27 protein-coding genes are annotated in these 23,480 nt (G+C 69.1%); 13 read left to right on the top strand and 14 right to left on the bottom strand.

What is annotated here, in order from left to right:
- Positions 1-42: 42 nt before the first annotated feature.
- On the top strand, positions 43-1,260 hold the full coding sequence (locus tag CXY82_RS15610) for a sorbosone dehydrogenase family protein (RefSeq protein WP_233199379.1): 1,218 nt from the start codon (positions 43-45) through the stop codon (positions 1,258-1,260).
- The gene (locus CXY82_RS15605; RefSeq protein WP_104171732.1) at positions 1,260-1,754 is read left to right on the top strand and encodes a SprT-like domain-containing protein; all 495 of its coding nucleotides are present in this window, start codon (positions 1,260-1,262) and stop codon (positions 1,752-1,754) included. Before CXY82_RS15610 ends, CXY82_RS15605 begins: the two co-directional genes overlap by 1 nt.
- A 67-nt stretch (positions 1,755-1,821) precedes the next feature.
- On the opposite strand, the gene CXY82_RS15600 is transcribed toward CXY82_RS15605, so the two are convergent.
- From CXY82_RS15600 to CXY82_RS15585, 4 genes are all read right to left on the bottom strand, one after another.
- The gene (locus CXY82_RS15600; RefSeq protein WP_104171731.1) at positions 1,822-2,124 is read right to left on the bottom strand and encodes a DUF427 domain-containing protein; all 303 of its coding nucleotides are present in this window, start codon (positions 2,122-2,124) and stop codon (positions 1,822-1,824) included.
- Between the two features lie 79 nt (positions 2,125-2,203).
- Entirely contained in the window at positions 2,204-2,812 is a 609-nt protein-coding gene (locus tag CXY82_RS15595; RefSeq protein ID WP_104171730.1) for a 2-phosphosulfolactate phosphatase, read from the bottom strand.
- A 21-nt stretch (positions 2,813-2,833) separates the two neighbouring features.
- Positions 2,834-4,099 (bottom strand): hypothetical protein, encoded by a 1,266-nt coding sequence (locus CXY82_RS15590; protein ID WP_104171729.1) that lies wholly within the window; start codon positions 4,097-4,099, stop codon positions 2,834-2,836.
- Between the two features lie 140 nt (positions 4,100-4,239).
- Complete coding sequence (locus CXY82_RS15585) at positions 4,240-4,668, bottom strand: EVE domain-containing protein (RefSeq protein WP_233194149.1); 429 nt, start codon at positions 4,666-4,668, stop codon at positions 4,240-4,242.
- Between the two features lie 43 nt (positions 4,669-4,711).
- On the opposite strand from CXY82_RS15585, the gene CXY82_RS15580 reads away from it, so the two are divergent.
- The 4 genes from CXY82_RS15580 (at position 4,712) to CXY82_RS15565 (ending at position 8,532) form a co-directional block, all read left to right on the top strand.
- Entirely contained in the window at positions 4,712-5,224 is a 513-nt protein-coding gene (locus CXY82_RS15580; RefSeq protein WP_104101001.1) for a hypothetical protein, read from the top strand.
- Positions 5,221-5,901, top strand: a complete 681-nt coding sequence (locus tag CXY82_RS15575) for a DUF1684 domain-containing protein (protein ID WP_198412013.1) — start codon at positions 5,221-5,223, stop codon at positions 5,899-5,901. Before CXY82_RS15580 ends, CXY82_RS15575 begins: the two co-directional genes overlap by 4 nt.
- A 232-nt stretch (positions 5,902-6,133) precedes the next feature.
- Complete coding sequence (locus CXY82_RS15570) at positions 6,134-7,687, top strand: DEAD/DEAH box helicase (RefSeq protein WP_104171727.1); 1,554 nt, start codon at positions 6,134-6,136, stop codon at positions 7,685-7,687.
- Positions 7,688-7,998: 311 nt separating this feature from the next.
- A complete protein-coding gene (locus CXY82_RS15565) occupies positions 7,999-8,532 on the top strand; it encodes a GNAT family N-acetyltransferase (protein ID WP_104171726.1) in 534 nt (177 codons plus the stop codon).
- 42 nt (positions 8,533-8,574) lie between these two features.
- Here CXY82_RS15565 and CXY82_RS15560 read toward each other — a convergent pair whose 3' ends face one another.
- Positions 8,575-9,162, bottom strand: a complete 588-nt coding sequence (locus tag CXY82_RS15560; RefSeq protein ID WP_104171725.1) for an NUDIX hydrolase family protein — start codon at positions 9,160-9,162, stop codon at positions 8,575-8,577.
- A 401-nt stretch (positions 9,163-9,563) separates the two neighbouring features.
- Here CXY82_RS15560 and CXY82_RS18175 point away from each other — a divergent pair, with 401 nt between their 5' ends.
- Both CXY82_RS18175 and CXY82_RS15550 read left to right on the top strand, forming a co-directional pair.
- Complete coding sequence (locus CXY82_RS18175; RefSeq protein ID WP_104171724.1) at positions 9,564-9,953, top strand: ADP-ribosylglycohydrolase family protein; 390 nt, start codon at positions 9,564-9,566, stop codon at positions 9,951-9,953.
- Positions 9,954-10,316: 363 nt separating this feature from the next.
- Entirely contained in the window at positions 10,317-11,060 is a 744-nt protein-coding gene (locus CXY82_RS15550; RefSeq protein ID WP_104171723.1) for an alpha/beta hydrolase, read from the top strand.
- Between the two features lie 164 nt (positions 11,061-11,224).
- On the opposite strand, the gene CXY82_RS15545 is transcribed toward CXY82_RS15550, so the two are convergent.
- A complete protein-coding gene (locus CXY82_RS15545; protein ID WP_174720118.1) occupies positions 11,225-11,662 on the bottom strand; it encodes a DUF5997 family protein in 438 nt (145 codons plus the stop codon).
- 96 nt (positions 11,663-11,758) lie between these two features.
- Between CXY82_RS15545 and CXY82_RS15540 the strand changes: the two genes are divergently transcribed.
- Both CXY82_RS15540 and CXY82_RS15535 read left to right on the top strand, forming a co-directional pair.
- Positions 11,759-12,553: a LysR substrate-binding domain-containing protein gene (locus CXY82_RS15540; RefSeq protein ID WP_198412014.1), complete on the top strand. Its 795-nt coding sequence runs from the start codon at positions 11,759-11,761 to the stop codon at positions 12,551-12,553.
- Positions 12,554-12,559: 6 nt separating this feature from the next.
- Positions 12,560-13,789: a GAF domain-containing protein gene (locus CXY82_RS15535; RefSeq protein ID WP_104171721.1), complete on the top strand. Its 1,230-nt coding sequence runs from the start codon at positions 12,560-12,562 to the stop codon at positions 13,787-13,789.
- Between the two features lie 24 nt (positions 13,790-13,813).
- On the opposite strand, the gene CXY82_RS15530 is transcribed toward CXY82_RS15535, so the two are convergent.
- The 3 genes from CXY82_RS15530 to CXY82_RS15520 are packed head-to-tail and all read right to left on the bottom strand — an operon-like array spanning position 13,814 to position 16,360.
- A complete protein-coding gene (locus tag CXY82_RS15530) occupies positions 13,814-14,509 on the bottom strand; it encodes a GyrI-like domain-containing protein (RefSeq protein ID WP_104171720.1) in 696 nt (231 codons plus the stop codon).
- Between the two features lie 31 nt (positions 14,510-14,540).
- Positions 14,541-15,368: an ABC transporter permease gene (locus tag CXY82_RS15525; protein WP_104171719.1), complete on the bottom strand. Its 828-nt coding sequence runs from the start codon at positions 15,366-15,368 to the stop codon at positions 14,541-14,543.
- Positions 15,365-16,360, bottom strand: a complete 996-nt coding sequence (locus CXY82_RS15520; RefSeq protein WP_104171718.1) for an ATP-binding cassette domain-containing protein — start codon at positions 16,358-16,360, stop codon at positions 15,365-15,367. The genes CXY82_RS15525 and CXY82_RS15520 overlap by 4 nt, the downstream gene beginning before the upstream one ends.
- 85 nt (positions 16,361-16,445) lie before the next feature.
- On the opposite strand from CXY82_RS15520, the gene CXY82_RS15515 reads away from it, so the two are divergent.
- On the top strand, positions 16,446-16,676 hold the full coding sequence (locus tag CXY82_RS15515) for a hypothetical protein (RefSeq protein WP_146069151.1): 231 nt from the start codon (positions 16,446-16,448) through the stop codon (positions 16,674-16,676).
- On the opposite strand, the gene CXY82_RS15510 is transcribed toward CXY82_RS15515, so the two are convergent.
- The 5 genes from CXY82_RS15510 to CXY82_RS15490 all read right to left on the bottom strand — a co-directional run bounded on the left by CXY82_RS15510 (position 16,673) and on the right by CXY82_RS15490 (position 22,453).
- Complete coding sequence (locus tag CXY82_RS15510) at positions 16,673-17,635, bottom strand: FKBP-type peptidyl-prolyl cis-trans isomerase (RefSeq protein WP_134373247.1); 963 nt, start codon at positions 17,633-17,635, stop codon at positions 16,673-16,675. The two genes, CXY82_RS15515 and CXY82_RS15510, sit on opposite strands and share 4 nt — an antisense overlap.
- Before the next feature lie 215 nt (positions 17,636-17,850).
- On the bottom strand, positions 17,851-19,569 hold the full coding sequence (locus CXY82_RS15505; protein ID WP_104171715.1) for a chromosome partitioning protein: 1,719 nt from the start codon (positions 19,567-19,569) through the stop codon (positions 17,851-17,853).
- Positions 19,570-19,926: 357 nt separating this feature from the next.
- Positions 19,927-20,130 carry a hypothetical protein gene (locus tag CXY82_RS15500; protein ID WP_104171714.1) on the bottom strand — a complete coding sequence of 68 codons (204 nt, stop codon included), beginning with the start codon at positions 20,128-20,130 and terminating at the stop codon, positions 19,927-19,929.
- Between the two features lie 253 nt (positions 20,131-20,383).
- Complete coding sequence (locus CXY82_RS15495) at positions 20,384-21,601, bottom strand: acyl-CoA dehydrogenase family protein (RefSeq protein ID WP_104195090.1); 1,218 nt, start codon at positions 21,599-21,601, stop codon at positions 20,384-20,386.
- 117 nt (positions 21,602-21,718) lie between these two features.
- Positions 21,719-22,453, bottom strand: coding sequence for a TetR/AcrR family transcriptional regulator (locus tag CXY82_RS15490; RefSeq protein WP_104171713.1), 735 nt, complete (start codon positions 22,451-22,453; stop codon positions 21,719-21,721).
- A 363-nt stretch (positions 22,454-22,816) separates the two neighbouring features.
- On the opposite strand from CXY82_RS15490, the gene CXY82_RS18345 reads away from it, so the two are divergent.
- A complete protein-coding gene (locus CXY82_RS18345; RefSeq protein WP_255408598.1) occupies positions 22,817-22,945 on the top strand; it encodes a hypothetical protein in 129 nt (42 codons plus the stop codon).
- 118 nt (positions 22,946-23,063) lie between these two features.
- Positions 23,064-23,246 (top strand): hypothetical protein, encoded by a 183-nt coding sequence (locus tag CXY82_RS15485; RefSeq protein ID WP_104101019.1) that lies wholly within the window; start codon positions 23,064-23,066, stop codon positions 23,244-23,246.
- Positions 23,247-23,480 lie beyond the last annotated feature (234 nt).

The raw sequence follows: 23,480 nt of genomic DNA, 5'->3' as shown, positions 1-23,480 counted from the left end.
TGCACGGAAGGGGCCACTCACCCCGAAGCAGGAATTCGGGGCATGCTGGACACAGCGCCGGCGAGCGTGCCGGTGCGAAGGAGGTTGAAGATGAGCGGGCGGATGCCACCACGCAGCGGCGCGGCCGGGGTGCTGGCCCTGGGCGCGCTCCTGCTGCTCAGCGCGTGCACGGCGACCGCGCCCGGACCCGCGGCAGAGACCTCTACCCCCGCCCGGCCGGTTCCGTCCGACACCGTTGCACCCGGTCCGACCGGCACCGCCGGGCCATCGGTGCGGCCGGTCGACGCCCCGGTCGTGGTCGCATCCGGGCTGGATGCCCCCTGGTCAATCCTGCGCCTGCCGAACGACGGCACCCTGATCAGCGAACGCGACACGACCCTCATGCGCGAACTCCTGCCCGACGGCAGCCTGCGCGACGCCGGCCGGGTCGCCGAGGCGAGCCCGGGCGGTGAAGGCGGGCTGCTCGGCCTCGCCGCACTGGCCGACCCGGCCGCACCGGGCGGAACCGGGTGGGTCTACGCCTACTTCACGTCCGCCGACGACAACAAGATCGTACGGATGCCGCTGCTCGGCACGGTCGGAAGCCACACCCTCGGCGCATCCGAACCGGTGCAGGGCGGCATCCCGAAGGCCGGTAACCACAACGGCGGTCGGCTCGGTTTCGGCCCGGACGGCCTGCTCTACGCCACGGTCGGCGACGCCGGGAACCCCGAGAACGCCCAGGACCTGGGTTCCCTCGGCGGCAAGATCTTGCGGATGACGCCGACCGGCGCCGTGCCGGACGACAACCCGTTCGGCACGCTCGTCTACTCCTACGGCCACCGCAACCCGCAGGGGATCGCCTGGGACTCCAGCGGCCGACTCTGGGCCAGCGAGTTCGGACAGAACACCTGGGACGAGCTCAACCTCATCACCCCGGGCGGCAACTACGGCTGGCCGATCGTCGAGGGCCGGGGACAGAGCGCGGACTCCGGCTACCTCGACCCGGAGCAGCAGTGGCCCACCAGTGAGGCCAGCCCGAGCGGGCTCGCTATCGTGAACGACACCATCTTCATGGCGGCCCTGCGCGGCGAGCGGCTGTGGCGCATCGATCCCTCCACGGGCGAGGTCGATGACTGGTTCGGGAACAGCTTCGGGCGGCTGCGCGATGTGGTGTCGGGGCCCGATGGCACACTGTGGTTCGTGAGCAATAATACGGATGGCCGCGGCACCCCTTCCTCCGGCGACGACCGGCTTTACCAGGTGGCGGTGGCACCCTGATGGCCGACCTCGACCGGGTGCGGCACTGGGCGGACGCGTTGATCACGCTGCACCTCGATCCCAGCTGGACCTTCGCCTTCGACAACGCGAAGAAGCGAGCGGGGCTCTGCAACTTCACCGTGCGGCGCATCACCGTGTCCCGCTACCTGGCGGCGCGCTACGAAGACGATGACGTGCACCAGATCCTGCTGCACGAGGTCGCGCACGCTCTGGCCGGACCGCGCGCCGGCCACGGGCCGAAGTGGAAGGTGATCGCGCGGAACCTCGGCTATGACGGCAAGAGCACGCACGACGGCGAGATCGCCGACGAGCTCGCGCCGTGGGTCGGCACCTGCCCGGCCGGCCACGCGCACTACCGTTACCGACAACCCACCCGGGCGTTCGCCTGCGGGCTGTGCGTGCGCGGATTCGACAAGCGGTTCCTGATCCGGTGGACACGGCGCGAGATCACGGCCGCCGCCCGGCGACAGGCTGCGGGGGCGGCGAAGCCCTAGCTCTGCCCTGTGGTCTCAACAGGCTCGACCACCGATTACTCGGGCCGGCCGTCCGGCCAGGAGCGGGCTACTCGGAGACCTGGATTTCTTTCCAGAAGGCGACGTAGTTGCTGTAGTCCTGGCCGACCCGGTCGAAGGAGGCCGAGGGCGGAGTCGGGTAACTGAAGGCGCGATCCTGCAGCAGAGTCTCGCCGTCCTTGACGCTGAAGTACTGGCACGCGCCCTTCCAGGAGCAGGTGTACTGCGTGGGGCTCTCGACGAGGAACTCGGAGTTCACGCTCGCCGGTGGGAAGTACCAGTTGCCCTCGATCTTGAGGAGATCTGCCTGCGGTGCTTCGGCGATGATGGTGCCGTTGAGTACTGCCTTCATGGGAGTTGCTCCTTCAGTGAGATTCAAACAGTGAGGATGAAACGAGGGGTTCGGCTCAGAGGCCACTTCAGGTGCAACCTCAGCCCGGAAAGGCGAATTCCCACAGTCGGGAGATTCCCGGGGAGCGCGCCGGGGCATCCGTCGCCGGGGCCTGCCTCGCCGGGGCCTGCGTTGCCGGGGCCTCGAGACCTACCGCAGCCTGCACGTCGGCCGACCGCCCCTCGGCGACGAGCGCCTGGGCGGTTTCGGACGCGGTGACCAGGTGCCGCACGGCCCGCGCGAGACCCGCGAATCCCGCGGCGGCCGCGGCCGCCTCCGGCGAGCAGTGGTCGATGCCGCGGGCGGCGAGGGCGTCGATCACGGCGCCGGCGGCGAGGAAGTCTTCCACCGCGAACCGGGGGGCGCCGCCCTGGCGTTGCTCGCCCACGGCGATCACGGCCACGGAGAACCGGTCTCCCTTCTCCGCCTGGCGGGCGAGCACCCATTCGGCCACGCTCGCGCGATTGGCGAGGCTCGCGGCGATGACCTGGTGCTCGTGCAGGGCAGTCGGGAGAACGATCTCGGAGCCGGGCGACGGCAAAGCGTCGGCCAGGATGACCACGTCGGCCTCGGCGGCCAGAGCCTGGAACCCGGCCAGGCCGACATCGAAACGGACCTGGTACTTCTGTTGGGGCGCGTCTTTGTTCACGCCCCAAGGGTAGCGGCGGCGCTACCGGACGTCGAAGCGGGCGAGCGCGTCGGCATCCGTGGCATGGGTCATCGCGCTGCGCGCGGTGTCCAATGCGGACACCGGGTCGGCCTCCGAAGCCGCCAGGCTCAGCTTGCGTTCGGCCTCCGCGAGGCGGGTGCGGGCCACAGCGCCCACGCGGCCGGGATGCGCGGTGATGAAGTCGCGGGTCACGGTGATCTGGCTGCGCGCGGCCAACAGAGCGCCGGTCAGCGCGCCACGGGCGTTGTCGAGCCGCAACTGGCGGTTGCGGGCCTCGGAACGGATCAGGTCGAGACCGTCCATTGCCGTGCGCAGTCGGGACTGGTCAGCGGCAGGGTCGCTCAAGCGCGACGGCTGCCGCAGCTCGCCGACCACCCGGTCGGCCTCCGCAATAACGCGGTTCAGTTCGCCGCGGGCCGTGGTCTCCTCGTGGGTGTCGCGCAGCGCGCGCACCTCGGCCAGCTCGGCGTCCGCCGCGTCGAGCGCTCGGGCCAGGGAGGCGAATCCGACGTGCAACTGGTCTTCGCCCTGTTCGATCGCGTCGAGCAGGGTGCCGGCGCGGTGCAGGGCCTGCTCGGCCGCGAGCAACCGGTCACCCACGGGGTCGGTGGCTTCGCGGGAGAGACGGGCGGCCGCGGCATCCGCTGCCCGGCGGGCGTCATCGACGGCCTCCTCGGCGCGGGCGACGTTGCCGCTGATCGGGGCCAGGGCGTGCGCGGCATACGTGCGGCTGAGCCGGGAGAGGCTGGCGGTGCCGGCCGCGACGCGGTCGGCGACGCGGTCGAGGCGACGACGCAATTTCTCAAGCAGCAGCGGGGCATCCCGTTCGACGCCGCGCCGGGAGTCGAAAGTGCGGGTCTCCGCGCCGAGGCGCTTGACGGCCTCGTCGGCGAGCACGATGATCTCCTCGGTCCAGCGGCGACGCTCACCCTCGGAGTCGGGCACGCTGTCGTCGAGCTTCTGCTGCAGCAGGAACGCGTCACGCACCTGCCGCCGGGAGGCGTCGAGCGCGGCGGCGAAGTCGCTGGTGGCGTTCTCCCCGAACTGGGCGACCGCGAAACCGAGCTCGTCGGTGGCGACCTCGATCAGGTCATCCGCACGCACGAGGGCGATTGCGGCGGCTCGGGTGCGCTCCGCGGCCAGAGCGAGGTCGACGCGCGCGCGCGCGCGGACCCGGCGCCGCATGATCATCACGATCACCACGACGACCGCTGCCGCCCCACCGAAAACGACGGCCGAGGGCACCCACCAGAACTCGCCAGTCATGCCCTCAGTGTACCGAACGGATGCGCCTCACCCCGGCGCCGCACCCGGCGGCACGTCCTCGAAAATCGCCGATCCCACCCACAATCGCCGCGGAAACGGGTCGCCTCGGCATCATCGGCGAAGAACGGCTGGTACCAGCGCTACTCCCGGCGCATCTGCCGCCGGATCACCTCGAAGTCGTGCCGGGAGATCTCGAGCAGCCCCCGGCGCAGCTGGTAGCCCCAGTCGGGGTTGCTGCGGGTGAACTCGAGCACCGACAGGAGCGGGCGAATGGAGGCGGCCACGACATCCGTTTCGTAATCGATGTGACGTCGCCACGGGCGGTACGAGCTCGGGGCGGCGGACTCGCCTTGATGCACGATTCCGGGGGCGATGCGACCGATCGCGGTGAACTCGCGCAGCGTGTCGCCGTCGATGTCCGTCTTCGGGGAATAGTAGACCACCCCGTCGGACTCGCCCATCTGCTCGAGCGCCACCCGGGCCCCGTGGCTGGCCTGCACGAGCCCCACCGCGACGGCGCGCAGCACGTGTTCGCGTGAGGCAACGCCCAGCCAGTATCGAATTGCCACCCTCTTAGTTGTACTGCATGCCCCAGCACCACAGACTGGGGTCATGCGTGTTCTTCTGAAAGAGATCCTCGACTGCTCCCCCGATGCCGCCTGGCGCGCCCTGCGGAGTCCTGCCGTGTTCCGCGAGGTAAGTTCGCCCGTGGTGAGCGTCGAATCGCTCGAGATGGATGGCTTCCCCACCATCTGGGAGCCGGGTGAGCATCCGGTCAGCTTGACTGCGCTCGGCCTGGTGCCGATGGGCGACCAGGTGATCCGCCTGACCATGGCGACCACCCGGAAGGATGGCGTGCGCATCCTGCGTGACACCGGCCGCGGGGTATCGGGGCCGCTCGCCTCGGTCACCCTCTGGGACCACCGGATGGCCGTGTCTCCCGACCCGGCCGGCACCGGCAAGACGCTTTTTCGAGACCAGCTGATCTTCCGCACCGGCGCGCTCACCCTGGCCAGCTGGCCCGTTTTCTGGGCGCTCTGGCAGTGGCGGCTGCACCAGCTCAAACGCCTCGCGCCGAACTGGAGCCTCGACCTCGGCGTCGATGAGTCCGGCGCGAGCTCGTGAGCACCACCCTCGGCGCCCTGCAGGTGGCCGACTGGCGTCGGCGCGTGTTCGGGCTGTACGGCGGCGTGCGCCAGCTCAGCGCGCACGACCCGGCCGCCGGCCACGAACTGTGGCGGAGCGGCAGGGACGACCTGTTCGGCGGGCATTCGGCGTCGCCGTTGATGCCCGACGACCGGGCCGGCTTCACCGGGCTGCCGGTCGCCGCCTACGACCCCGACTGGCGGTTCGAGGCCGAGGTGCACCGCGCGGAACATCCGATGCGCATCTCGGTTGACACCGGCACCGACGGGAAGGTGCAGTTCGACCTCGTCGGCACCGTGCGTTTGCCCTACCTGGGACCAATCGACCTGTGGCGGCTCTCCAGCTACGGCGGCGGGCTCTTTCTGCCTGTGCGCGACGGTCTGGCCGGCAAGCCCGGCGGAACCTACGGCGGCGGTCGATACCTGCTCGACACGGTCAAGGGCGCCGACCTGGGCGCCGGGGCCGACGACGACAGCATCATCCTCGACTTCAACTTCGCCTACAACCCGTCCTGCGCGTACGACCCGATGTGGGCCTGTCCGCTGCCCCAGGCCGGCAATACCGTGGCCGCGGAGGTGCCCGTCGGCGAGCTGACCCCCGGTGCGGAGCGCCACCCCACGGCTCCCGTCGGGCGGGCGTTCGACCCTAGGGCTTGACAGCATCCGCTAGAATGGAATCTTGCGGGTGTGCAGTTGCGCTCGCTGCGTCGTAGAACGCCTCTTCTTATTGCGGCAGCCCACCAGGGCCGGCCCGATTTTTCGAATTAAACCTTCTTACGGCGAACGGATGTGCCCATCGGCACCTTCGCCATGTGAAACCTCTGAGGCTCCGAGTTGCCGCCCGTGCGGAACGGATGCCCGAGGAATCTGATGCCCGAAAGGCACCATTTTGTCTGAAACTTCCTTTAGCGCGCTTGGCGTGCCGGCCCCTCTCGTTGCCATCCTGACCGAGCAGGGCATCGACAGCCCGTTCCCGATCCAGGTGGACACGCTGCCCGACACCCTCAACGGCCGCGACGTGCTCGGCCGCGGCAAGACCGGCTCCGGCAAGACCCTCGCGTTCGCACTGCCCATGGTGTCACGCCTCGGCGGCAAGCTCGCCGGCGGCCGACGTCGTCCGGGCCGCCCGCTCGGCCTCATCCTCGCCCCGACCCGCGAGCTGGCCACGCAGATCACCAACGCGCTCACGCCGCTGGCCGAGGCGTACGGCCTCAACACAACCACGATCTTCGGTGGCGTCTCGCAGGGCCGCCAGGTTTCCGCACTCAAGGCCGGCGTCGACATCGTCGTGGCCTGCCCGGGTCGCCTCGAGGACCTCATGAAGCAGGGCTTCATCAGCCTGGACGCCGTCGAGATCACCGTGCTCGACGAGGCCGACCACATGGCGGACCTGGGCTTCCTGCCCGTCGTCACGCGCATCATGGACAAGACGCCCAGCAGCGGCCAGCGCCTGCTGTTCTCGGCCACGCTCGACAACGGGGTGGACAAGATCGTGCGCCGTTTCCTGCACAACGAGGTCATGCACTCGGTCGACGAGGCCAACAGCCACGTCTCCGCGATGACGCACCACGTCTTCGAGATCGACGGCGTCGAATCGAAGAAGGCGCTCGTCGAGAAGCTCGCGAGCGGTTCCGGCCGCCGCATCCTCTTCATGCGCACCAAGCACCAGGCCAAGAAGCTCGCCAAGTCGCTCACCGACGCCGGGATCCCCTCCGTCGACCTGCACGGCAACCTTTCACAGGTGGCCCGTGACCGCAACCTCGCCTCGTTCAGCGCCGGCGACGTGAAGGTTCTCGTCGCCACGGATGTCGCCGCCCGCGGCGTGCACGTCGACGACATCGAACTCGTCATCCACGTCGATCCGCCGGCCGAGCACAAGGCGTACCTGCACCGCTCGGGCCGGACCGCCCGCGCCGGCAGCGCCGGCGACGTCGTGACTCTGGTTCTTCCCGAACAGCGCCGCGACACCGACGCGCTGCTGCGCAAGGCCGCCATCAAGGTGACCCCGCAGCGCGTGACCGCGTCCTCCCCCGCCGTGGACGCCCTCGTCGGCGACGTCGCAGCGTACGTCAAGCCGCTCCCCCGCGTGGAGCAGCGGCACGGCCAGTCCCAGGGCGGCCGCTCGCAGGGCGCCAACGCCCAGCGCAAGCGCGTCAACCGCGATGAGCGCGACTCCGGCTCCCGTGACTCCGGCGCCCGCGCCGGTGGAGCACGTGGCAACCGCGGACACCGCGGCAGCGACGCAGTGGCACCCGCCGGCGGAGCGCGCCAGGAGCGCTCGGGCCGCCCCGCGGCATCCGGTCGCAGCCAGGGATCGGGCAACGCCCAGAGCCGTCCGGCCCAGGGTGGTCGCTCCGGCGGCCTCCAGGTCGGGGGCCTCGTGCGCGGCGCCGGTGCCACCGGCGGCGCTCGTCGCTCGGCCCCGCGCCGCGCGCAGGGCTAGTCGCTCGGTAGCATCTGCACGTTAGTTCCACTGTGAACGGGCCGGCCTCTCCCGAGGCCGGCCCGTTCTGCGTTGTGGCCAACTCAGGAGAAACATGCCTGTGACGGATGCTCGGCCCCGGAATCACGTGGCGCCGCACCATGGCGCCACCGGATCTCAGGAGTTAGCCACTTGTTATCCGACTCATCGGCGGGGTCTGGAGCCGCCGCAGACCGGGAAGTCGCGGGTCGGACGGGAGCCGTAGGCGCAGCGACCACGGGCAGAACCCGGCAGCGTCAATCGGGTGCCTGCGGCTGAGCTAGTCTCGGGTCATGGCCACCACACCAGTACTTCGTCCCGTCGCAGAAGCGGATGCCGACAGCCTCGGCCGCGTGCATGCCACCTGCTGGCACGAAACCTACGACCAGTTGCTCAGCGAGGCCGCCCTCGAGCAGCTGCAGCCCGCACGCCTGGCCGCCATGTGGCGCCGGTTCAGCGCCCAGGGACCGAACCACCGCCAGGTTGCGGCCCTCGTCGACGGCGAGATCGTCGGATTCGCCGGCAGCGGGCCGTCCCGCGACGCCGACAAGCCGGCCCCGATGGAGCTCTACTTCATCTACCTGCTCGACGCCTACCACGGCACCGGCATCGGCCAGCAGCTCTTCGACGCGGTCGTCGACGAGGGCCCGTCCTACCTGTGGGTCGCCGAAAACAACCCCCGCGCGCACTCGTTCTACAAGCGCAACGGCTACGCCCCCGACGGCCACGAGCAGGATCAGGAAGTGCTCGGCGAACAGCTCCACGAAGTGCGCCTGGTGCGACCGCGCTCGCTCGCACGTCGTCTGTCACTCGTCACGACCGAGTAGCTCGCAGCGGCGGCCCGCAGGATCGGCCCGCCATCAGGCGGCTTAGCGCAGCTGGCCGACCGAGGCGAGCGCCATGCGCAGCAGCGCCCCGCGCCCGCCCTCCATCTCGGCTGCCACCGCGTCGGAGGCAGCCTCCTTGGGGGTCATCCAGGTCAGTTCGAGGGCGTCCTGGCGCGGGTCGCAGGTGCCGGTGACGGGAACGACGTAGGCCATCGAGACGGCGTGCTGGCGGTCATCCGTGAACGCAGTGATGCCCGGCATCGGGAAGTATTCGGCCACCGTGAACGGCACCGGGCTCATCGGCAGCTGCGGGAAGGCCATCGGGCCGAGATCCTTCTCGAGATGCCGGAAGAGGGCCTCGCGCAGGGTCTCGCCGTAGAGCACGCGGCCGGACACGAGCATCCGGGTCATCTCGCCGGTCGACCGGGCGCGCAGGAGCACGCCGACCTCCACGACCTGGCCGAGGCCGTCGACGCGCACGGGCACCGCCTCGATGTAAAGGATCGGAAGTCGGCGCCGCACTTCGGCCAGCTCGACGTCGCTCAGCCAGCCCGGGTTGGTGTGGGGCGGCCCCGCGCCCTCGGGGCCAGGCGTCCAGTCCGGATCGGGGTCAGGGGTGCGCACGCTCATGAGGCTATTCTGTCGTACCCTGCGCCCGGATACGCCATGGGCACCCCGCTGCGGGTCGGACGGAACGGGCGCGGTCCGGCGCGCGTGCGGCGACGGTCTGCGCATGGTGAGGCAGAGAACTGCGGCGGCGCGCCACGACCGCGCGCTCGGCGCCTTCACCGGCTGGCGCTCGGCGATGCACTCGGGATGCCGACGCAGGACCTGTCCCGGGCTTAGATCGAGGCCGACTACGGCGCCAGTGAGGGGTTTCGGGACCCCGGACCGCACCAGCCGATCGCCGTCGGGATGCCCGCCGGGTCGATCACGGATGACACGGAGCAGGCCAGTCTGCTGGCCCGCTCCTGATCGATTGTCACGGCCAGGGCGACCCCGGCGTCTTCGCGAAGCGGCTTCTCGACTAAGTGGAACGGGCGCGGGCGCGCGGCTCCCTCGATCTGCTCGGACCCTCGACGACGACGCTTGAGCGCCTGCGATCCGGCGTGTCATCCCTCGAGTCCGGGCGCTTCGGCACGACCAACGGCGCGGCCATGCGCATCACCCCCGTGGGGATCTCCTTCGGCCTTGCTCCCCTCGCCGGGTTCATCGACCGGGTGGCCCGGGCCGGCGCAGTCACCCACAACACCGGACTCGGGTTCGCCGGCCGTCTCTGGTGGGCGACCGGCCACCTCGCGGGCCTCACTCCGGCGGCGCGGGGCGAGGCGGCGGACCAGCTGATCGGGACATCCGTCGCCGGTCGAGCAGGTGGCGACGGATGCTCGGGCCGGCCAGGGCAGGCCAGGCGGGGCGAGTGAGGTGAGGCTGACTCAGGAGAAACGGGTGGCTGGCGCGGCCGCCCCGCGAAACGACGCGGTAACATGCGGAACTCTGCGGGGGCGCGCCCGCCGCTGCCGGAATCTCCTGAGTTGGCCACGGGGTGCCCGCGGATGCCGCCGCCACGTGGGGAAGTGCCGGCCGGTGGTGTGCATGACTCCTGCAATTCGGCGGAGCGGTGGCACGGTTCCCGGAAGTACGGGCATCTTTCCGGCTTCTCGCAGCGGATCGCCGGAGATCTGCACGGGGTACGACGGATGCCGACCGATTTTGCCGCGTCCCCGGGAGTGGAAAGATTGACCCGTCGGCGTTTCCCGGTGTCGACCTCGAACAGGAGGACCACCATGGGCCCGAACGACACCAATCCCGGCGGCGACGCCTCCACCGGGAGCGACGACACCACCGAGAGCAGCACCACCGGCGCCGCCGCCGCGTGCGCCGAGCCCATCGACCCGGATGCCGTGCTGTGGAGCGCGTCTGGCGCCGACCGTGCCGGGCGACCGCTTCTGCTGATTCTGCACGGCTACGGTTCGCACGAGGGGGATCTCTTCTCGCTGGCGCCGCACCTGCCGCTGCATCCGGTGATCGCCGCGCTGCGCGCCCCGCTCCCGACCGGTCCGGGCTGGGCCTGGTTCCCGATCGGGGCCGCCGGCGCCAAGGTCAACCCGGGCTCGCCGAGCGCCGACGCACTGGATGCTGCCGCCGCCGGGGTGCTCGAATGGCTGGACGGCCTTCCCGAGCAGCCCGCGTCCGTCGGACTACTCGGCTTCTCGCAGGGCGGGGCTATGGCGCTGCAGCTGCTGCGGCAGGCACCCGACCGGTTCGCGTTCGCGGTGCAGCTGTCCGGTTTCGTGGGGCGCAGCGAGCACACCGGTGACGAGCGCCTGCGTGAGCGGCGCCTGCCGGTCTTCTGGGGTCGCGGCACGGCCGACCCGGTCATCCCGCAGGATGCCGTCGACCGCACCCGGGCATGGCTTCCCGAACACTCCACACTTACCGAGCGCATCTACGAGGGCATGGGCCATTCCATTTCGCAAGCCGAACTGGGCGAGATCGTCACGTTCCTGCGCGCGCAGTACGACGCCTAGGAGGCCCGACACCCGACACAGCAGCGTCTCCCGCCCCGAACGAATTCGACGGAGATTTTGGCCCGAGTTGGCCAAAAAGGCCGGAATCGACATCCTACGGGCAAAATCTCCGTCGAATTGGTGAGACGACGCGGAGGGAGCGATGTGCGCGCGGGACGGCGGCGCTAGCGGCCGCGACCGGCCTTCTCGTTCTGGGCTGCCTGGCGGGCGACGTGGGCGATCTTGCGGGCGCGCTCGGCGTCGCGGTCCTTGACCCGGATCTGCTCCTCGCGCACCTCATACTGGGTGGCACGCTCGGTCACGAGCCAGGCCGGCGGCTGCTGCAGCAGAGCCTGGATCTCGGCGGAGGTGAGCGGCTCCGTCACGGCGCCGCGCACGAGGCCGGAGATCGAGACGCCAAGCTTGGCGGCGACGACCTGCTTGGGATGCGGGCCGTTCGCCCGCAGTTCGACCAGCCAGGCAGGCGGTTTCGCTTCGAGCGCGGCCAGCTCGGTGCGCGACACGGGCGCGCTCTGGAATTCTTCCGGGGCTGCTTCGAGCAGAATCCCGAGCTTTTGGGCCGCCGTGGCGGGCTTCATGGTCTGGGTCTTCTTCTCGCTCATCAGTCAAGCGTATAGCCTGAGAGCACCCGCATAGCCTGAGAGACAGCCGCTCCCCACGGATCTACGTTCGCAGTGCCATCACGAGAAAGGATGCCGGTGACCTTTTCCCTTGCCTTCGTCGCCGGTGTGACCCCCACCAAGTGGACCCGCACCTGGGCCGATCGACGCCCCGACCAGCCACTCGAGGTCTTCCGCACCGACCCGTCCGAACAGGACGCGGTGCTGCGTGACGGCCGCGCCCAGGTCAGCCTGGTGCGCCTGCCCGTCGATGAGACCGATCTCAGCCTGATCGCCCTCTACCGGGAGATCCCGGTGGTCGTCGCGGCCAAAGACCACTTCATCGCCGACGCCGACAGCGTGCTGGTGGCCGACCTGGCCGAAGAGCACCTGCTGCAGGACCCCGAGGACGTGCCCGAGTGGCGCCTCGTGGCCACCGAGATCAGGGACGGCACCCGCCGCCCGCTCCCGGCCATGCGCGACCTCGACGACGCGATGGCGCAGGTCGCGGCCGGGGTCGGCATCCTGATCGTCCCCCATTCGATCGCCCGACTATACGGCCGAAAGGATGTCGTCTCGCGCCCGGTCGAGGATGTCGCCGAGAGCCAGGTGTCCCTGGCCTGGCTCTCCCGTGAGACCACGGAAGACGTCGAGGAGTTCATCGGCATCGTGCGCGGCCGCACGAAGGACAGCTCGCGGGTCGACTCGCTGCCCGCCGGCACCGAAAAGGTCAAAAAAGAGAAGAAGACCGACAAGGCCAAGGCGGCGGCGAAGGCCGTGCGGGTCGCGGCGGCGAAATCCAAGCCGGCCGTGGCGAAGAAGGCGACGAGCGCCCCGGGCCGTACCCGCAACACCCCCAGCCCCCGGGCGGGCAAGCGCCGCGGCGGCCGGTAGCCCTCCGTGCCGCAACTCCTGCGCTGGGTGCTGGTACCCCTGATGCGAGCCTGGTCGGCGGCCGTGACGCGCGACTACGACGACATCCCGCGGCCCCGGGACACTCCTCAGGCGCATTCCCCGGGAACCGACAGCGACCGCGTGCTCCTCTTCGGCAGCGGACCGGCCGTCGGCTGGGGCGTGCTCAGCCACAACGTGGCCCTGCCCGGATCTCTGGCGCGGGCGTTGTCGACTCGCACCGGGCGGGGCACGGATGTCGACGTCATCCCGAACCCGCTGGTCACCATCCGCACATCGCAGGCCGAACTCGACGGGCTGGGACTCTGGCGCTATGACGCGGTCGTCGTGAGCCTCGGCACGACCGACGCCGTCACCCTCCTGTCAGCCCTGGTCTGGCAGCGCGAGCTGTCCGCCCTGCTCGACCGGATCCGGCACGAGTCCTCGCTCAGCACCAGGATCTTTGTGCTCGGCGTGCAGCCGATCCGGTCTATCGCGGCCTTCGACTCCGGGCTGGGCTCCGTGGCCGAGAAGCACGCCCGCAGCCTGGACGAGGCCAGCGCGGCGATCTGCGCGGGGCAGGAGCGGAGCTGCTTTGTGCCCATGGCCGCAACCCTCGCCTCAACGCCGGGGCGGGTGCGCACGGCCGCGCAGTACGTGCAGTGGGCCAATCTCCTCGCCGACGAGATGGCGCCACCGCTCGATGCCGAGTACCTGGGTGCTTCCCGAGGAACGGCCGAGGGCCGCGCGGAAGCGTGGGGTGCCGAGCCGCTCTCGCCTGACCCCCGCCGGGCGGTCGCCAGGCTGGGCATCATCGCCGCCGACACCGAGGTGCGCTGCGACCACATCGTCGCCCTGGCCAGAAGCGCCTACGGCACCCGGTCGGCCGCCCTGACGCTCATCGACGGCGACCGGCTCTGGGACCTGGTGAGCGTGGGCTTCACTCCACGCGTCTACTCGTTGGCCGGGTCGATCACGGCCCTCGCCGTGAGCGGGGCCGGAGCGTTCGTGGTTTCTGACGTGCTCCTGGACGACCGGTTCACCGCGCGCCCGCCCCGTCTGGGCCAGGAACAGACCCGCTTCTACGCGGGTTTCCCCATCGAGGCCGACTCCGGCGAGCGGATCGGCGTTCTGTGCGTGTTCGACTCGGAACCCCGGGGCGCCGCCGAGGTCGACCCCGTGCTGCTGCGGGAGTTCGCCCTCCTGATCCAGGCCGACCTCGGCCGGCGTCAGGAGTAGGCGGCGCCGCCCGGCCGGCGCGGGTCAGACCGGCGCGACCGGCTGTCTCAGCACCGTCTTCAGCTTGGCGGGCGCGGCGCGGCGCGGGTCGCCGAGGTAGATCTCGTGGTACCGGCCGTTCACCCGCAGCCCGTAGCTTGCCAGGAACTCCCCGTGCAGACGGGCGAGCGCGGGTGCCTCGCCGGCGTAGGACCCGACATGCAGCAGCTGCGCCGACAGCCCCTCGTCAAGCCTCTCCACCCGCACCCGGGCGAGCGCGGACAGCTTCTTCTTCGCGAGCGCGCCGGTGATGGCCTCGGCGATGAAGGCATCCGTCACCCAGTCCGGCTGGCTCATCAGCAGCGTCCATTTCCACTCCGCCTTCGCGCCGGCGGTGAAGACGGAGGCATCGTCGGCGTACCAGAGGCCTTCGAGCGGTGCGATGACCATCTCGCGGCCGAGCGCACGCTTGGCCGCGAACTTGACCGCGTAGGCGATGGCGTAGAGGGCCTCGACGGCCTCGATGTAGGCCGGCGCCGTGTCCGGGTCGCCCGCCCCGTCGAGGGCGACGAACCGCTGGGCCGGAACCTCGATCAGCTCCCAGTCCACGTTGGCAGGCCCGTAGAGCGACGGATGAACGCGCTTCACGTCCCAGGGGCCGGCCCCGCCGGGCGCGGTGTTGCGGGGCGCGCGCAACGCTCCGGTGCGCCGGTCGGTGCGGAACGGCACCGGGTCACTCATGGGCACTCTCCAGGGGATTCACTGACTCCTGCTAGCGGGAGCTGATGGACGCGAACTTGCGCACGCAGAGCGGAACGAACACGACCAGCATGACCGTGGTGCCGATCAGCACCGTGGCAATCGGGTTCTGCATGGTCCAGATGTCGGGCACCGGAGCTGTGCCCTCGTTGCCGAACAGCTCCCGTGCCGCCTGCACCAGCGACGAAACCGGGTTCCACTCAGCGAAGACGCGCAGCGGGGTCGGCAAGGTGTCGCTGGGCACGAAGGCGTTCGAGATGAAGGTCAGCGGGAAGAGGATCAGGAAGGACGCGTTGTTGATGACCTCGGGAGTCTTCACGCTCATGCCGAGCAGCGCCATCACCCAGCTGAAAGAGTAGCTGAACAGCAGCAGCAGTCCCACGCCGGCGAGGAATTCCGGCACCGAAGAGTTCACCCGCCAGCCCACGAGCAGCCCGGTCAGCATCATGATCACCATGGAGATCGTGTTCAACACCAGGTCACTATTGGTGCGTCCAATCAGCACGGCGGAGGAGGTCATGGGCAGGCTGCGGAAGCGGTCGATGATCCCTTCCTTGAGGTCCTGCGCCATCGCCGCGCCCGAGAAGGTCGACCCGAACACGACGGTTTGAGCGAAGATCCCCGCCATGAGGAACTGGACGTAGTCGGTGCCTTCCACGGAGATCGACCCGGCGTAAACCTGGCTGAACAGCAGCACGAACATGATCGGCTGGATCACCGCGAACACGAGCATGTCGGGTGAGCGCTTGATCTTGATCAGGTTGCGCTTGGTGACGGTCCAGCCGTCGGAGTACCAGAGCGAAAGCGGATTCCAGGAGGGGAGGGTGGCAGCGGAGCTCATTTCGACTTCTCCAATTCCACGTCGTCCGCCTGGTCGGCGGCCTTGTCCGCCTTGTGGCCGGTGAGTTTCAGGAACACGTCGTCGAGCGTGGGCCGGCGCATGCCGGCGTCGTGCAGACGGATGTCCGCGTCACCCAGCGCCGCCAGCACCTGCTGCAGCGCCCGCGGCCCGTCGACCACCGCGACCTCGAGGCCGCGGCCGTCGCTGGTGATCGCCGGTTCTCCCGCGCCGTAACGGGCGAGGATATCCCGTGCCGCCACGCCGTCGCCGGCCTCTACCAGGGCCACCTCGAGGCGGTGGCCGCCGATCTGCGCCTTGAGGTGATCGGACGTGCCCTCTGCGATCACCCGGCCGTCGTCGATGACGACGATGTCGTCCGCGAGCTGGTCGGCCTCCTCGAGGTACTGGGTGGTGAGGAGCACGGTGGTGCCGTCGGCGACCAGGCGCTTGATGACAGCCCAGAGCGCGATCCGGCTGCGCGGGTCCAGCCCTGTGGTGGGCTCGTCGAGGAACAGCACCTTCGGGTTGATCACCAGCGCCCCGGCCAGGTCGATCCGGCGGCGCATCCCGCCGGAGAAGCCCTTGACCGGGCGGTTGCCGGCCGCGGTCAGCTCGAAGAGGTCGATCAGCTCCTGGGCCCGGCGCCGGGACTCGGCGCCGCCCAGGTGGTACAGCCGACCGACCATCTCGAGGTTCTCGAACCCGGTCAGGTTCTCGTCGACGGCCGCGTACTGTCCAGAAACGCCGATAATGCGCCGTACGCCCTTGGGGTCGGCGACGACGTCGATGCCGTCGACGAACGCGGTGCCGGAGTCCGGCCGGATCAGGGTGGTCAGCATCTTGACGACGGTCGTCTTACCGGCGCCGTTCGGGCCGAGCAGCGCCTTGACGGTCCCGCGCGGCACGGACAGGTCCAGCCCGGCGAGCGCATGCACCGGCCCGGATTTGGAGCGGTACACCTTGGTCAGACCTCTGGCCTCAATGATGGTCATGGGACATCCCTGCCTGGTCGGGGGAAAAACGAGGGAAACGAGCGGAAACGAGCGGGAACGAGCGGAGCCACGAAATCAACATTTTATGGACCTTGACCGACTCGGACAAGCGCCACACCTGAACGCACGGATGCGCCCGGCCGACCAGATCAGCGTGGAACTCCATGTCGACCGGTCCGGACGCGACCTCGGCCAGGTGCAGAAGGGTGCCGTGCTCGTCGGTGCTGTACCGCACCGGCACTGCGGCGGCGCCCGGCACGACGGCCGTCTGTCCCAGAAAACCGGTCGGTTCGAGCGCAGCCGAACGGCCGGCTAGCCGGCGGCGAGGATGTCGACGACGAAGACGATCGTGTCGGTACCCGAGATGCCGGCGTCGGGCTGGCCCTCGGCGCCGTAGCCGAGTTCCGGCGGAATCGCGATCATCACCTGGGAGCCGACCGTCTGGCCGACGAGACCCTGGGCGAAGCCGGGAACGACGGCGGCCAGGGAGATCGGGGTCGGACCACTCTTGCCCCAGGTCTGGTCGAACACCTCACCGGTGGACCAGACGACGCCCGAGTAGTGCATGACCACGGTGTCCGCTTCGGCGACTGTGGCACCGTCACCCTTCTTGAGAACCGAGGTCTTCAACTCGGTCGGAGCGTCGGTTGCCGGGATCGTCACGGTCGGAGCGCCGTCCTCGGCCAGCTTGACAGTCGGAAAGCCGTCCTCCGGCTTCTGGTCCTCGCCGTTCGCGCGAGGGGGGATCTCACTTTTGACGTCGATGACGAAGATGATGTTGTCTTCGGCCCCGACCTTGAGCTCCTCGTTGCCGGTCTCGCCGAACGCGTCAGCCGGCGGGGCCACGACCGCGACGCGCGATCCGTAGTTCGCGCACGCGACACCCTTCATCAGCGCCGGGAATACACTCGAGTCCTTGGCCAGGGTGATGGGAGCGCCGAGGTCATCACCGAAGCCGCCGGCGTTCATCTTCTCGCCAGTGTTCGCGTTGTAGACGGAGAACCCCAGTTCGACGATGTCGTCGGTCTTGACGGCGTCACCCTTGCCCTCGGTCACGACGGAGACCTCGGTGGCCTTCGTGGTCAGCGGCGACTCGAACTTCACTTTGGGCTCGGCGCCGGCCTTGCCGGAGACCTTCACGGCCTCCGACGCCGTGCCGGAATCGACGCAGGCGATTCCCGCCGCTCCGGTGTTGTCGGAGGGAGACCCGCTGCACCCGGCGAGGGCGAGCACGGCAACCGTGGCAATGGAGATGAGGGCAGGAAGTTTACGCACGCTGATCTTTCTCTTCGACAGTGATCTATTCACAATGATCTTTTCGACCACTGATCTGTTCGGCAGGATTCAATGCACACACTGATTTGCGGGGCATCTGAGTCGATGGGCATCCGTTCGGGCCTTCGCCAGTATGCCCGACCGAGATCAGTGCCGCCTGAATCCCGGCTGGCACACTGTCAGCCGGGCGGGCTCAACACCGGGACGCCGCCGGGTCAGAGACCTTCGGCGATCGCGGCCGTGGCAACGAGCCACGCTTCACGGGTGCGCGGCGCGAGCGCGTCGTAGTTCAGCGATCCCCCGGCCACGAGGGCGGAGTCATACGGCACGTCCACGACGGTGCGGGTCAGCTTGCTGAAGTGGTCGTGTAGCCGCACGGAGAGCTGACGATCGGCCGTCTTGGCCGGTGACGCCAGGATTGTGACCGCCTGCGCGACCTTGTCGGCGTGGCCCTTCTGACGCAGGCCGTCGAGCAGCGAGGCCGCGCCATACGCGGTGTCCTCTCGGATGGTGGAGACGACGACGAGTTGGTCGGCCGCGTCGACGGCCGCCTCCCAGTTGGACGCCCGCATATTGTTGCCGGTGTCGATGATCAGCACCCGGTAGAACCGGCTGAGCGCGGCATGCAGTTTGCCGAACGCCACGTCGTCGATACTGGCTGCCCCGGCAGGGTCGAGGTCGGAGGCAAGCGCGTCGAACCGGGCGTCACCCTGGTTGCGCACGTAGTTGTCGAGGTCGCCGACCCGGGCGGAGCTTGAATAGGCGAAGTTGTCGAGGTCGCGGAGCAGGTCAACCGCGGTGTTGGTGTGGGCGGCGGTCTGCGCCCGCACGCCGAGGGTGCCCATGGTCTCGTTGTTGTCCCAGGCGAGGGTGTACCCGCCGCGATGGATGCCGAAGGTCGCGGCGATGAGCAGGGTCGCGGTGGTCTTGTGCGCGCCGCCCTTCGGGTTCAGCACGACGATCGTGCGCGGGCCGACCAGGCTGCGCTGCACGGACGCGACCGCCGCGCGGTGCGACATCTCGCCGGTTCCGGGGGCCGGGGAGACGAGTCCGCCGGTGAGGCGCCGCACCGTGCCCTGCCAGCCCAGAAGGGCAGGCCCCGCCACGAGCGGCGGACGGGAATTCATGAAGTCCGCGAGGTTCGGACCACCACCGGCGAGCGCCGCGGGGGCGATCGAGGGGTCGTCGGCGGGCACCTCGGCGAACGTGCCGCCCGGCACCGGTGCTGGGCCGACGAGGTTCGTGGCTGCCCGGGGAGCGGAGAAGGGCGAGGCCGCGAGGTCCTGCTTCTGATCGTCCTCATCGTCGGTGTCGGCGTCGAGATCGAGCACGAGGCCATCGAACGCGGTGAGGGGCGGGACATGGGCCCGTGCCGACGGGGCCGGTTCGATCTGCTGGATGACCTCGGCATCGGCATCGCGCATGTCGGCATCGCGCTTGGCTTCCTTCAGCGTTGCCGTGTCGAGCGCAGCCGTGCCAAGCCCAGCGTCATCGAGCCCGGCGGCCTGGAGTTCGGCGGTGTCGAGACCCGAATTCTGCTGTTCCGCGGGCACGACCAGCGCGATCAGTTCGACGTCCTCGGTTTCGGAGACAGCGGCGGAGACAGCGGCGGAGACGGCAGCAGGCGCGGTCGACACCGGCTCCGATGCCGGTCCCGGTTCCAAGGAGGTCGGGATGAAGGCCCCATCGTCTTCTACGTCCCCGTTCGGGTGAACGATCAACGGCGACTTGCCCTGCTCGTCTTCCGCGGTCAGGCGCACCGCGCGATCGATCGCGCGCGCGGCATCCGTGACCCGGTTGATGATTTCCTCGCGCACGCCGGCCTCGTCGGCGGCGGTGATGCGCGAGCTGACACCGTCGATGACGAGCTCTCCCGTTCCGTCGCTTCGGATCATCGCGCGGATGCGGGGAAGTTCGGAAATGTTCTGCGTCATATTCGGCCTTTTTTCGTCGAGCTCAGCTCATCAAGCGTGAGCACGTCGAATTTCGGTCAAGCGTGCCCCGTTCAGCCTACGGGGTAGCGGGGTCCACCCCTCGTTTGGCCGGGCGACGCACTCAGAGGAGTGCGAGGATCGGGCACTCACCCCCCTTCGCGGGCACGTTGCAGTAGGCTCCGGGCGGGGAGGCTGTTCATCACAGGTTGAGCAGCGTCTCCGGAGGTGAACCAATTCGACGGAGATTCTGCTCTGAAACGACCTTTTCGGAGTTTCTGGCATTGATTCGGGAATAATCTCCGTCGAATTCGTTCGGGGAACGGTGTGACAGGGCGGGCCGGGGTCAGGCGTGCTCGGCTAGGCCGCGTGTGGCTCCGGCACGGCCCAGCGGATGGCGCGCAGGCCGGACCTGGTGGCGTGCGTGTCGTCGTGGCCGCTCTGCCGTCGGCATTCCACGAGGTCGTTCGTCGGGGTGATGTGCGGGTCGCGGCACGAGCTGGCGTAGCTGGTGTAATCCGTTTCGAGCAACAGCTGATCGTCGGTGAGGTGTTTGTCGGTCATCGATCTGCGTTCCTGGTTCAGGCGCACGGGCCGAGTCCCCCACGACGGTTGCGCGCAGCGCTGCCCGTGTTCTCTGGCTCGTTCCGGTGCGGCCGGGCTGAGTGATTGTGTCACAGCGTACGTTGGCAGACGCCGAATGTCTCCACAATGTCGAGTATTGGTCAGTTTATTCACCTGACCGAAACCCGCCCGACCCGCGAGCGGCGACATCCGTCGACCACAGGTCGACCGAGTCCTGAGCCGAGCAATCGGGTCAGCGGAAGGCGCTGATCCCGGTGAGGTCCCGCCCGATCAGGAGCGACTGCACGCTCTCGGTGCCCTCGTAGGTGTGCAGCGACTCGATGTCGGCGAGGTGCTGGATGACGTGGTTTTCGAGCAGGATGCCGTTGCCACCGAGCATGTCACGGGCCATCGACGCAATCTCCCGCGCCGCCCTGGTGTTGTGATACTTCGCCAGCGACGCCTGGATCGGGCGCAGCGTTCCGGCGCCGTCGAGCTCAGCCAGGCGCAAGCAGTGCAGCTGCATCGACGTGAGCCGGGACAGCATCATGGTCAGGCGCTCCTGCACGAGCTGGAAACCGGCGAGCGGCTTACCGAACTGGATGCGCTGGGTCGAGTAGTTCAGAGCCGCCTCGAACACCGCCGTGGCGTGGCCGAGGGCCGACCAGGCCACTCCGAGCCGGGTCGCGAAGAGCACCGTGGAGGCGTCCTTGAACGTGTGGGTGCCCGGCAGCACGGCGTCCAGCGGGATCCGCACATCCGTGAGGGTGATCCGAGCCTGGTGGATGGCGCGCAGGGACCCCTTCCCGGTGATCGTCTCTCCGTGATACCCGGGGGTGTCCTGTTCCACTATGAAGCCGCGCACATTGCCGTCATCGTCACGAGCCCAGACCACCGTCACGTCGCCGACCGAGCCGTTGCCGATCCACTTCTTCTCGCCGTTGAGCACCCATTCGTCGCCGTCGCGCTGTGCGGTGGTCTCCAGGCCGACCGAGTCGGAGCCGTGGTCCGGTTCGGTCAGGGCGAAGGCGCCGAGTTTCTCGGCGCGGGCCAGCGGCACCAGCCAGCGTTCCTGCTGCTCCGGGCTGCCGAACAGGGCGATGCTGCGCAGGGCCAGCCCGCCCTGCACGGCGACCACGGTACCCATCGAGCCATCGCCGCGGGAGATCTCCATGTTGACGAGCCCGGCCGCGAGCGGCGACATGGGACTCAGTCCGGGGCCGACGACACCGTCGGTGAGAAGGTCGAGCTCGCCGAGTCTACGGGCCAGGTGCAGCGGGTACTCGGCTTTGTCCCACGCGGTCGTCAACTCGTCCAGCGACTCGGTGGCAAAACTGCGAGCGCGGTCCCAGAAGGCCCGGTCAGTTTCAGGCACGTCGGCGAATACGCCGTAGTAGTCGGTGTCGAGGGGCCTGGATACGTCGTAGTCGGGCACGGTTTCCCTTTCGTGGAGGACAGCGAAGTCGGGCAGGCCTGATCGGCTGATGTCGTCCGGCACCAGGGAATGAATGCCCTCGTGCACCGGTCAGAGAATACCCAGGTACAAGTTCTACCTGACACTCAGTCTCAGGTCAAGTGATACTGAGTCTCAGCGGGAGCGCGTCTGGGCGCGCAGTCGCTCCTCGATGGCGCGAGCCAGTTCGGTGGGATCCGTGGCGGCCGGGAAGACGGCGACGACCACGTCGCCCGCGGGTCGCACCTCGGGACCTGGCTCCGCGGCATCCAGGTGGAAAAGCCGTCGCACCTCGGTGAGTTCGGCGGCCAGCGAATACGGGCCGACGCTGTCCGTCGCCCGGATCAAGCGCCGCAGCACGAAGTTGTGCGTGGCCGTCACGGCGGCCGCGAAGCGGATGGCAGTCAGGGGCGGCACACCCGGCACGGTGCTGCGCAGGTAGCTGGCGAACATCCGTTCATACCGGATCGCCATAACGGTTTCCCGGTCCCGCAGCACGGGGGTCTCCCGCAGGACCCGGTCCCGGATGCGCACGATCTCCAGTCGCTCGCGGAACCGCTCGAAGACCATGGCGGCGGCCTCACACACGGCCAGCCAGGGATCCGAATGCGTCGCAGCGAAGTGCTCGTCGATGCGGGCGACCAGCTCGTCGTGGTCGGCGAAGATCACGTCGTCCTTGGACCGGAACTGCCGGAAGAAGGTGCTGCGCGAGACCCCGGCCGCCTCGGCGATGTCCACGGTGCTCGTCGCCTCATAGCCGTGCTCCTGGAACAGGCGAACCGCGATGTCGGCAACCTCGACCCGCGAGAGAGGTCTCTGCGGCCCGAGCGGGTCGGCAGGCCGGGAGGATTCGGCAGGCAGGTCTGACATGGTCAGGCGAAATTATCATGGAATGCGCACGAACGGATGCCCTGACAGGCCACCCCCGCTTGCCCGGTGCGGCACGGACGGGCAGTCTGACGGCGGCGAAGGAGCGACCATGGCCGCTGCAGGAACGAGCGTCGGCACCCAGGCAGAGCAGGCGCCACGAGGGGCGCCGCGCCCTCACGACCTCCTGGATTTCCGTGGCCTTCCTGCCGGTGTTTCTTGTCGACGCCGCACTCCTGGGTGATGCCCTGCTGAGCTGCCGGGTTACGAGCGCGGCGGCGAGGAACCGGTCCCGCTGGGGGCAGCAGCATTGGCCGGCCTCCGAGCCGTCCTCGTGCTGCTCGCTCCAAGCATTGAGACGATCGTGTGTTCGGCTTTCGGGCACGACGCCTCGGAGCACCCTTCGGCATCTGGCCCGCGGCCATCGGGGCCGCCGCCCTGATGTTCGGGCTGCTCAACACTCTCCCGCTGCCCCTCAATTGCCTCGGCGCGTAGCAGCCGCGAAAGTGGCTCCGCCACCTCAGCTCTGGTCGCACACGCCGAATCGGAGTAACGTCGTCGTCACGGTCAACACAGTCGGCAAACTGCCGCGCCGAGAGAGAGCGCTCCATACATGGACTTCAATCCCCAGTGCCAGCAGGCCGCGTGCGCCGGACTCATGCGAACCCGAGCCGTGGCAACCGACACCCTGGCGGATGAAGAGATCTGGTTCCTGTGCGACGAGTGCGGCTCCGAGAAGCACTGGACGAATCTTGCCGACCAGGACGCTCCGCGGCACCACACGAGAGGGTCCTGATCGATCGGTTGCGTAGCTCCCGGAGGGGCCAGAGCTGACCACACCCCGGGGATGCCTGCCGGCACAGGCGGAGCGCCGGGTCTGCTGTCGAACCAATTCGACGGAGATTCTCCTGAAAAACAGCTGTTCAGCTGTGTCTAGGGCCATTTAGGCCAAAATCTCGGCTCTCCTGCTGCTTCCGTGGGTTAAACCCGGCCGGGGAGCACTGGTTTGTGGCCGCCGAGGCTGAGCATG

It is taken from the genome of Cryobacterium sp. M23 (genome assembly GCF_002929655.1).
Lineage (GTDB): Bacteria > Actinomycetota > Actinomycetes > Actinomycetales > Microbacteriaceae > Cryobacterium > Cryobacterium sandaracinum.
The sequence above is the reverse complement of the archived record's forward strand: the minus strand, read 5'-3'. Positions and strand labels throughout refer to the sequence as shown.